The organism is Pseudomonas sp. USTB-Z, assembly GCF_019691255.1.
In the GTDB taxonomy this organism is placed as follows: domain Bacteria; phylum Pseudomonadota; class Gammaproteobacteria; order Pseudomonadales; family Pseudomonadaceae; genus Aquipseudomonas; species Aquipseudomonas alloputida.
Window position 1 is genome coordinate 337,619 of record NZ_JAECZP010000004.1, and the last position, 8,384, is coordinate 346,002.

Here is an 8,384-nt window from a genome sequence, read left to right on the forward strand (position 1 = left end):
CTTTGGAGACCCTGCGATGAGTAACACCCTGACCTGCGACGCCGAACTGGACGCCAGCGGGCTGAATTGCCCTTTGCCACTGCTCAAGGCCAAGATGGAGCTCAATCGCCTGGCCAGTGGCGCGGTGCTCAAGGTTATCGCCACGGACGCAGGCTCCCAGCGCGACTTCCGCACTTTCGCCCAGTTGGCCGGTCATACCCTGCTGCAAGAAACGGCCGAGGCCGGTACCTATACTTACTGGCTGCGCAAGGCCTGAGTCTTTTCCAAGGATCGTCAATGTTCAAAGTGCTTCGCGACTGGGTGCAGCGCTACTTCTCCGATGAGGAAGCGGTGGTGCTGGCGGTCCTGTTGTTCCTGGCTTTTACCGCCGTGCTCACCCTGGGCGGCATGCTCGCGCCGGTGCTGGCGGGCATGGTGCTGGCGTTTCTGATGCAGGGGCTGGTCAACGCCCTGGAGCGCGTGCGCGTACCGACACGGCTGGCGGTGATGCTGGTGTTCGCCTTGTTCATGGGCGCACTGGCGGTGTTCATGCTGGTGCTGGTACCGCTGCTGTGGCATCAGCTGATCACGCTGTTCAACGAGCTGCCGGGCATGCTCGGCAAGTGGCAGTCGTTGTTGCTGCTGCTGCCGGAGCGCTATCCGCACCTGGTGTCGGACGAGCAGGTATTGCATGCCATCGAATCGGTGCGCGGTGAAATTGGCAAGTTTGGTCAATGGGCGCTGACCTTCTCGTTGTCCAGCCTGCCACTGCTGGTCAATGCCATGATCTATCTGGTGCTGGTGCCGATTCTGGTGTTCTTCTTCCTGAAGGATCGCGAACTCATTGGCCGCTGGGTCAGCGGCTACCTGCCGCGCCAGCGCACCTTGCTGAACCGGGTGGGCAGCGAGATGAACCGGCAGATCGCCAACTACATCCGCGGCAAGGGTATCGAGATTCTGATCTGCGGCATTGCCACTTACATTGCCTTCATCAGCCTGGGGCTCAATTACGCAGCGCTATTGGCGTTGCTGGTGGGGCTGTCGGTGGTGGTGCCTTACGTGGGCGCGGTGGTCGTGACCGTGCCGGTGACCCTGATTGCGCTGTTCCAGTGGGGCTGGGGCGACCAGTTCATCTACCTGATGACGGTGTACGCGATCATCCAGGCGCTGGATGGCAACGTGCTGGTACCGCTGCTGTTCTCCGAAGCGGTGAGCCTGCACCCGGTGGCGATTATCTGCGCGGTGCTGCTGTTTGGCGGGCTATGGGGGTTTTGGGGGATATTCTTCGCCATCCCCCTGGCGACGCTGATCAAGGCCGTGCTGGATGCGTGGCCCAAGCAGGAGCCTAGCGTTTCACCGATGCTTTGAATGTCATTGGGGCCGCTCTGCGGCCCTTCGCGGGCACGCCCGCTCCCACTGGGCCCTGCACAATTCCTGTGGGAGCGGGCGTGCCCGCGAAGGGCTGCAAGGCAGCCCCATTCAATTTCAAGCCTTGTTCAAGGCTTGGGCGGCCGCCAATACGGCATCCACATGCCCGGGCACTTTCACGCCACGCCATTCCTGGCGCAGCACCCCGTCCTTGTCGATCAGGAAGGTGCTGCGGTCAACGCCCATGTACTCCTTGCCATACAGCTTCTTCAGCTTGATCACGTCGAACAGCTGGCACAGGGCCTCGTCCTTGTCGCTGATCAGCTCGAACGGGAAGCCTTGCTTGGCCTTGAAGTTCTCGTGCGACTTGATGCCATCACGCGACACACCGAATACCACGGTATTGGCCGCGGCGAAGGCGTCGTGCTGGTCGCGGAAGCCCTGGCCCTCGGTGGTGCAGCCTGGGGTGCTGTCCTTGGGGTAGAAGTACACCACCACCTGCTGGCCCTTTAGTTCGGCAAGGCTGACGGTTTGCCCGCTGGTGGCCTGGGCCTGGAAGTCGGCGACAGGTTGGTCGAGTGCTACAGCCATGATCGGTTTCCTTACATTGGGTTCTGGGGACGCCATGGCTCGATCAGTGCGTCGAGGTTCAGGGCATCGGCAAAGTCCAGGAACTGGTCGCGTAGCCAGCTGATCTGCGTGCCGGCCGGCAGAATCACGGTGAACTGGGCGTTGAGCATGCTGCTACCGGTTTGCGGCGCCAGGTAGGTGTCGCAGGTCATGGCTTCCAGCTCGACGCGGTGGTCAAGGAAGAACTGGCACAGCTCGTTGATGATGTCCGGGCGGTAGGCAGCGCTGACGTAGGCTACATACGGAAGGGCCTGCGGGCGCACTTCCTGGTCCGCGCTGCGGACCACGTCGAGGGTCAGGCCGTGCTTCTTGCCCAAGCCTGGCAGGGTGGACTCGAGACGTGCCAGGGCGTCCCAGCTGCCGCCCACCTGCAGCACCAGGGCGCTGGTCTCGCCGTGGCGGCTCAGGCGCGAGGTGACCACCGCGCAGCGGTTTTCGAAGGCAGCGCGGCTGAGGACGTTGGCCAGCTCCATGGGGTTCGGGCCCAGGGCACTGATGACAAGGAATTGTTCGCGGACGGTGGGGGTGGACATGCAGCATTCCTAAAGCGATGAGCGGTCGGCACAGGACGGGCAAAAGCCTCCTGTCGGCAGGGCCCGGGGCTCGCATGCGAGGTCTTGGACGCTGGCGGGGAGCAAGGTCGACGGCCCGGCGGGCCGCGCTGCACCGATCAAAGGGCCAAGGGTAGCGAAATAAGCCGCCGAGGGGAATGCTCCACCCGCCTGCTTCGCTTGTGCAAGGTCGATGCCCCCAGTACCATTACCGCTCTCTTTTTCCGGCAGGAGCAGTTACATGATTGCGGGCAGTATGGTGGCATTGGTCACACCCATGGATGCACAAGGGCGTGTTGACTGGGGCAGCCTCGACAAACTTGTAGACTTCCACCTGGAAAACGGCACCCATGCGATCGTCGCTGTCGGCACCACCGGTGAGTCGGCCACGCTGGATGTCGAAGAACACATCCTGGTCATCAAGCACGTGGTCGAGCGCGTCAAACGCAGCGCCAAACCGATTCCGGTCATCGCCGGCACCGGTGCCAACTCCACCGCCGAAGCCGTGCACCTGACCCAGAACGCCAAGAATGCTGGCGCCGACGCCTGCCTGCTGGTTGTGCCGTACTACAACAAGCCAACGCAAGAAGGCCTGTACCAGCACTTCAAGCACATTGCCGAAGCCGTCGACATCCCGCAGATCCTCTACAACGTTCCCGGCCGTACCTCCTGCGACATGCAGGCCGAGACCGTGATCCGCCTGTCGACCGTGCCGAACATCATCGGCATCAAGGAAGCCACGGGCGACCTGGCCCGCGCCAAGGCCATTCTCGATGGCGTCAGCAAGGACTTCATCGTCATGTCCGGCGACGACCCGACTGCCGTCGAGCTGATCCTGATGGGCGGCAAGGGCAACATCTCCGTCACCGCCAACGTCGCTCCGCGCGAAATGGCGGACCTGTGCGAGGCCGCCCTTGAGGGCAATGCCGAGAAGGCCCGCGCAATCAACGAAAAACTCATGCCGCTGCACAAAGACCTGTTCTGCGAGTCCAACCCGATCCCGGTGAAATGGGCGCTCGTCGAAATGGGCCTGATGCAAAAAGGTATTCGCCTGCCACTGACCTGGCTGAGCGAAGGCTGCCACGAAAAAGTCCGTACTGCCTTGCGCCAGTCCGGCGTACTGGTTTAAGAGGAAGTACACCGCATGAAGCGACTGGCTGGTCTTTCCGCCCTTGCCCTGATTATCTCCACCACCAGTGGGTGTGGCTGGCTGTGGGGCGAGGATGGCTATTTCCGCGACCGCGGCAGTGACTACCTGCAGGCGCACCCGACCGCGCCGATGCAGCTGCCGCCGGACGCCAGCAACGTCAAACGCCTTGACCCGCTGCTGCCGATTCCGCGTAACGTCGCTGACGATACCGTCAAGGGTGAGTTTGAAGTGCCTCGCCCGCAACCGTTGACGGGCGGTGCCGCCCAGGTCACCGACTACAGCCTGCAGCGCAGCGGCAGCAGCCGTTGGGTGCTGGCCCAGCATTCGCCAGCCGAAGTGTGGCCGGTAGCCCGGCAGTTCTTCGAGGACAACGGCTTCCGCATTGCTGAAGAGCGCCCGCAGACGGGCGAGTTCAACACCACCTGGCAGCGTTTCGACGAACTGTCGGCATCGCTTGGCCAGCGTCTGGCCAGCACTGCCAGCAGCGGTGACAGCGAGGTGCGTGTGCGTGTGCGCATGGAGCCTGGCGTGCAGCGCAACACCTCCGAGGTGTATGTGGTCAGCGTCGAGCGCCCGGCCGGCAGCACTGCCGAGCCTGCGTTCCCGTCCAACTCCAGCAATACCGGCACCGATGCCCTGCTGGTCGACGAAATGCTTGCCAGCATGAACCGCAGCGCCGAGAAGGGCGGTTCGGTGTCGCTGCTGGCCGCGCGCGATTTCGACGCCCCAAGCCGCGTCAGCCTGAGCGAAGACGGCAGCGGCAACCCGGTGCTGTACCTGGGCTCCGACCTGGACCGCGCCTGGTCTGGCGTGGGTCGTGCGCTGGAGCAGGGCGGCGAATGGCGTGTTGAGGACATCAACCGCAGCCTGGGCCTGTACTACATCAACCTGTCCGAAAAGCCTGACGACAAGCAGAACCAGCCTGGCTTCTTCAGCCGCCTGTTCGGCAGCGAGCCGACCAAGGAAGAGCGTGAAGCCCGTGCCGAGCGTTACCAGGTTCGCCTGAGCAAGGTGGGTGAGAGCGTGCAGGTCACGGTCGAGAAAAACATCAACACCGTGGCTCCGGCCGATGTCGCCCGCCGTGTGCTGAGCGCCATTCAGGACCACCTGGGCTAAGTGCGCTTCGCGGTACTCGGAAGCGGCAGCCAAGGGAACGGCACGCTGATCGCCAGTGGTGACACGTTCATCCTGGTCGATTGCGGCTTTTCCCTGCGTGAAACCGAGCGGCGCCTGGCGCTGCTCGGGGTTTCTGCCGCTCAGCTCAGTGCAGTGCTGGTCACCCACGAACATGCCGACCACGTGCATGGGGTCGGCTTGCTGTCACGGCGCTACAATGTACCGGTCTACCTCAGCCAAGGGACTTTGCGCGGCATGCGCAAGCCGGTGGAGGTGGCCGGTTTTCTCGCGTGTGGCCAAAGCCTGCGTATCGGCAGCCTGGAAGTAACCGCAGCGCGGGTCGAGCACGACGCCTACGAGCCGTTGCAGTACGTGGTCAGCGACGGCAAGCGGCGCTTTGGCATGCTGACCGACCTGGGCTCTTACGACGCGCTGTTGCTGGAGCGTTACCAGGGCCTGGATGCACTGCTGATCGAGGCCAACCACTGTCGCGACCTGCTGGCACGTGGTCACTACCCGGCTTTTCTGAAGCAGCGGGTGGGTGGCATGCAAGGGCATTTGAACAACCACCAGGCTGCGCGCCTGGTGCACGAGTTGGGCTGGAACAACCTGCAACACCTGGTGCTGGCCCACCTCAGCAGCAAGAACAACCTGCCACACTTGGCCCGCCAGTGCTTTGTCGACACCCTCGGGTGTGACCCGGACTGGCTCCAGGTGGCGAATCAGGAACACGGGCTCGACTGGCGCGAAATCGCCTAGCCCAACACCTCAAGCAAGCGGAGCCCAATCATGGAAAAACGCGAAGAACTTTACCGCGGCAAGGCCAAATCGGTTTACAAGACCGACGACGCCGACCGCTTGATCCTGCTGTTCCGTAACGACACTTCGGCGTTCGACGGCAAGCGTATCGAACAACTCGACCGCAAAGGCATGGTGAACAACAAGTTCAACGCCTTCATCATGCAGAAACTGGAAGAAGCCGGCGTGCCGACCCAGTTCGACAAGCTGCTGGGCGACAACGAGTGCCTGGTGAAGAAGCTGGACATGATTCCGGTCGAGTGCGTGGTGCGCAACTACGCTGCCGGCAGCCTGGTCAAGCGCCTGGGCGTGGAGGAGGGCATCAAGCTGGAGCCGTCCACCTTCGAGCTGTTCCTGAAGAACGACGAGAAGGGCGACCCCTTCATCAACGAATCCCACGTTGTCGCGTTCGGCTGGGGCACCGCCGAGCAACTGGTAGAAATGAAGAAGCTGTCGTTGAAGGTCAACGAAGTGCTGAGCAAGCTGTTCGATGACGCCGGCCTGCTGCTGGTCGACTTCAAGCTGGAGTTCGGCGTATTCCACGGCCAGATCGTGCTGGGCGACGAGTTCAGCCCGGACGGCTGCCGCCTGTGGGACAAAGAAACCCGCAAGAAGATGGACAAGGACCGCTTCCGTCAGGGCCTGGGCGACGTGATCGAAGCCTACGAAGAAGTTGCCAAGCGCCTGGGCGTGCCGCTGTAAGCGGCACGTTCACGCAAGCGCCTGATACCACGCGATTTTTTTGAAAAAAAGATTTGCGTTTTAAAAGAACGCTGGTATGATGCGCGGCATTGGAGAGATGCCGGAGTGGTCGAACGGGACGGATTCGAAATCCGTTGTACTGGCAACAGTACCTAGGGTTCAAATCCCTATCTCTCCGCCATACAAGATCAAGCCCCTGGAAGCGAAAGCTACCGGGGGCTTTTTCGTTATGGAAGGCAAAGATTTACAGCCAGCATGCTAATTGCCCGAGCGCTTAAATCAAGAGCCCGGAAGCTTCTCGAGCGGCCTGACTGTGAGCTCTACGCCTAAGGCAACCATCAGTTTTTGAATAGTAGTGAAACGGGTCTTTTCTCCGCCCTTCAGCGTTTTATAAAGAGACTCTCGATTGACCCCTGCGTCTTGCGCAAACTGATTCACGCCCTTGGCTTTTGCCACTTCACCCAATGCATGCATCAGGGTCTGAGCGTCATTAGCCTTCATTGCTTCTGCCAGAAATGCCGCGATGGTTTCCGGGCTGTCGAGAAACCGGGAGGCCTCGAAGCGTTTTGTTTTGCTCAAATCCAGATCAAGGATTGGCATGTCTTGCGGCGAAATTTTTTTGCCCATCATTTTTTACCTCGTAAAGCATCAAAAATTTCCTTTGCTCGTTTGAGTGGGCGGCCGTGTCGGCCTGACGCTTTTTAAACGGAGTGGGTTGCCCATTACGCAACGGGCGTATACGCCTGCAGCGATGTTCGCCTCCCATCGTCGGCGCTTGGTTTGGCCGTGACGTGATGAGGCTAGGGCGCGAGCGGAGCGCTGGCAACGGATAGCGCGGGTGTGCTGAGCGTTTGGGAAATGGACTACATGGCGGTAGAGAATGTCGCACTCCAGCTTTAAGCGTGGGGGCTCGCTTAGGTGCGTTTGCGACATGATGCAATCGGTGAAGCCCCGGGATATTTTGCGTTTCCAGGACTTCCTCGCACTTACTTTTTCATCATCCCCAACTCAGCATCATCCAGCAGCGCCTTGGCCATCGCGCTCAGGTAATGCGAGGCCCAGATCAGTTTCTGGTCGCCGTCCATCAGGCCGGTGATGATCAGGTCGCGCACGTAACCCATCAGTTCGGAGGCCTGTTCGCGGGCGTCCTGGCAGGGGATGCCGGGTTCGATGCGGAACAGCGGGTGGGTGTTGTTTTCGCCTTGGTAGAAGCAGGTCTTGCCGACTGTGGTGGGTTCTGTTGTGTTGTCGGTGGGCATTGTTTTGTTTCCCTGGATTCTGGGTTGCCTGGGCTGGCCTCTTCGCGGGCACGCCCGCTCCCACAGGTACTGTGCAGTGCGTGACGGCTGTGGTGACCCTGTGGGAGCGGGCGTGCCCGCGAAGAGGCCTGACCTGCTAATGCAAGGTGTGAGGCTCTGTGGGTAAATGCGGCCGCATCTGCAACTGCATCAACGCCGACTCGACCAGCCCCTGTACCGCTTCCATTTCATGGATCACGGCCTGCATCACGATCGAGCTGTGGGCGGTGGGTTTGAGTTGCACGGATTGGCGGGCCACGGACAGAGCGCAGAGTACGTACTCTGAGGACTGGACCAGGGTGTCTTGCAGGATCTGGGTGGAATGGGGGGAGTAGGGTGGATCGGGGACTGTCTTGCGCATGTAAGCTCCTTGGGTAGTGGAGCCGCCTGGCAACGCTGTCAAACGAATGGAGGCAGCTATACATGGGTTGACAGACCGGTACCCAAGGACCCGGCGCACACGAATGTGCCCCATGCACAGCTGCCATTAAGCGCTGCAACGGAAACTTGAGTAGTCGGCCTGTCAAAGCCGGTCGCTGATTTCACAACGACGAGCCGAGACTAGAGCGCGACCGAATCCGTCGCAACCGTTTGAGCGGGTTGGCAGTATGTTTGGGAAACGCCCTACAAGGAAGGGGATAATTCTGAGTAGAAGTTGTAGGACGGATTTCTACTAATCAAGAGGGTGTCAGAAATTTTGTGTTCGGGCATAACATGAGTAAGAGGTGCATGTATGCCAACCAAAAAGAAACCCTTGCGTGACCTGCCCAAAATCCCCAAAGAGCTGCTGGA

Annotated in this window: 11 protein-coding genes and 1 tRNA gene; 7 read left to right on the forward strand and 5 right to left on the reverse strand. The window is 60.8% G+C overall.

Annotated features, from left to right (window positions below; translation table 11 throughout):
- Positions 1–16: 16 nt before the first annotated feature.
- The gene (locus I8746_RS07460; protein ID WP_003254745.1) at positions 17–256 is read left to right on the forward strand and encodes a sulfurtransferase TusA family protein; all 240 of its coding nucleotides are present in this window, start codon (positions 17–19) and stop codon (positions 254–256) included.
- A gap of 20 nt (positions 257–276) precedes the next feature.
- On the forward strand, positions 277–1,347 hold the full coding sequence (locus I8746_RS07465; RefSeq protein WP_003254744.1) for an AI-2E family transporter: 1,071 nt from the start codon (positions 277–279) through the stop codon (positions 1,345–1,347).
- A 117-nt stretch (positions 1,348–1,464) separates the two neighbouring features.
- Here I8746_RS07465 and I8746_RS07470 read toward each other — a convergent pair whose 3' ends face one another.
- The gene (locus tag I8746_RS07470; protein WP_003254742.1) at positions 1,465–1,938 is read right to left on the reverse strand and encodes a peroxiredoxin; all 474 of its coding nucleotides are present in this window, start codon (positions 1,936–1,938) and stop codon (positions 1,465–1,467) included.
- Between the two features lie 11 nt (positions 1,939–1,949).
- The gene (locus I8746_RS07475) at positions 1,950–2,510 is read right to left on the reverse strand and encodes a glycine cleavage system protein R (protein WP_003254741.1); all 561 of its coding nucleotides are present in this window, start codon (positions 2,508–2,510) and stop codon (positions 1,950–1,952) included.
- 259 nt (positions 2,511–2,769) lie between these two features.
- Here I8746_RS07475 and dapA point away from each other — a divergent pair, with 259 nt between their 5' ends.
- The 5 genes from dapA to I8746_RS07500 all read left to right on the forward strand — a co-directional run bounded on the left by dapA (position 2,770) and on the right by I8746_RS07500 (position 6,475).
- A complete protein-coding gene (dapA, locus tag I8746_RS07480) occupies positions 2,770–3,657 on the forward strand; it encodes a 4-hydroxy-tetrahydrodipicolinate synthase (protein WP_003254739.1) in 888 nt (295 codons plus the stop codon).
- A gap of 15 nt (positions 3,658–3,672) precedes the next feature.
- Positions 3,673–4,794, forward strand: coding sequence for an outer membrane protein assembly factor BamC (gene bamC / locus I8746_RS07485; protein WP_221100399.1), 1,122 nt, complete (start codon positions 3,673–3,675; stop codon positions 4,792–4,794).
- Positions 4,795–5,553, forward strand: a complete 759-nt coding sequence (locus I8746_RS07490; RefSeq protein ID WP_003254735.1) for an MBL fold metallo-hydrolase — start codon at positions 4,795–4,797, stop codon at positions 5,551–5,553.
- 30 nt (positions 5,554–5,583) lie between these two features.
- Positions 5,584–6,294, forward strand: coding sequence for a phosphoribosylaminoimidazolesuccinocarboxamide synthase (purC, locus tag I8746_RS07495; RefSeq protein ID WP_003254733.1), 711 nt, complete (start codon positions 5,584–5,586; stop codon positions 6,292–6,294).
- Positions 6,295–6,385: 91 nt separating this feature from the next.
- A tRNA-Ser gene (locus I8746_RS07500) sits at positions 6,386–6,475 on the forward strand.
- Between the two features lie 98 nt (positions 6,476–6,573).
- Here I8746_RS07500 and I8746_RS07505 read toward each other — a convergent pair.
- The 3 genes from I8746_RS07505 to I8746_RS07515 all read right to left on the reverse strand — a co-directional run bounded on the left by I8746_RS07505 (position 6,574) and on the right by I8746_RS07515 (position 7,953).
- Complete coding sequence (locus I8746_RS07505; RefSeq protein WP_014590007.1) at positions 6,574–6,924, reverse strand: addiction module antidote protein; 351 nt, start codon at positions 6,922–6,924, stop codon at positions 6,574–6,576.
- A 356-nt stretch (positions 6,925–7,280) separates the two neighbouring features.
- A complete protein-coding gene (locus I8746_RS07510; protein ID WP_012051485.1) occupies positions 7,281–7,553 on the reverse strand; it encodes a DUF3077 domain-containing protein in 273 nt (90 codons plus the stop codon).
- Between the two features lie 136 nt (positions 7,554–7,689).
- Positions 7,690–7,953 (reverse strand): hypothetical protein, encoded by a 264-nt coding sequence (locus I8746_RS07515; RefSeq protein WP_003254728.1) that lies wholly within the window; start codon positions 7,951–7,953, stop codon positions 7,690–7,692.
- Positions 7,954–8,384 lie beyond the last annotated feature (431 nt).

Coding starts and splice junctions, on each gene's coding strand:
- I8746_RS07460 (WP_003254745.1), top strand. CDS start 17: ATGAGTAACACCCTGACCTGCGACGCCGAACTGGACGCCAGCGGGCTG.
- I8746_RS07465 (WP_003254744.1), top strand. CDS start 277: ATGTTCAAAGTGCTTCGCGACTGGGTGCAGCGCTACTTCTCCGATGAG.
- I8746_RS07470 (WP_003254742.1), bottom strand. CDS start 1,938: ATGGCTGTAGCACTCGACCAACCTGTCGCCGACTTCCAGGCCCAGGCC.
- I8746_RS07475 (WP_003254741.1), bottom strand. CDS start 2,510: ATGTCCACCCCCACCGTCCGCGAACAATTCCTTGTCATCAGTGCCCTG.
- dapA (WP_003254739.1), top strand. CDS start 2,770: ATGATTGCGGGCAGTATGGTGGCATTGGTCACACCCATGGATGCACAA.
- bamC (WP_221100399.1), top strand. CDS start 3,673: ATGAAGCGACTGGCTGGTCTTTCCGCCCTTGCCCTGATTATCTCCACC.
- purC (WP_003254733.1), top strand. CDS start 5,584: ATGGAAAAACGCGAAGAACTTTACCGCGGCAAGGCCAAATCGGTTTAC.
- I8746_RS07505 (WP_014590007.1), bottom strand. CDS start 6,924: ATGATGGGCAAAAAAATTTCGCCGCAAGACATGCCAATCCTTGATCTG.
- I8746_RS07510 (WP_012051485.1), bottom strand. CDS start 7,553: ATGCCCACCGACAACACAACAGAACCCACCACAGTCGGCAAGACCTGC.
- I8746_RS07515 (WP_003254728.1), bottom strand. CDS start 7,953: ATGCGCAAGACAGTCCCCGATCCACCCTACTCCCCCCATTCCACCCAG.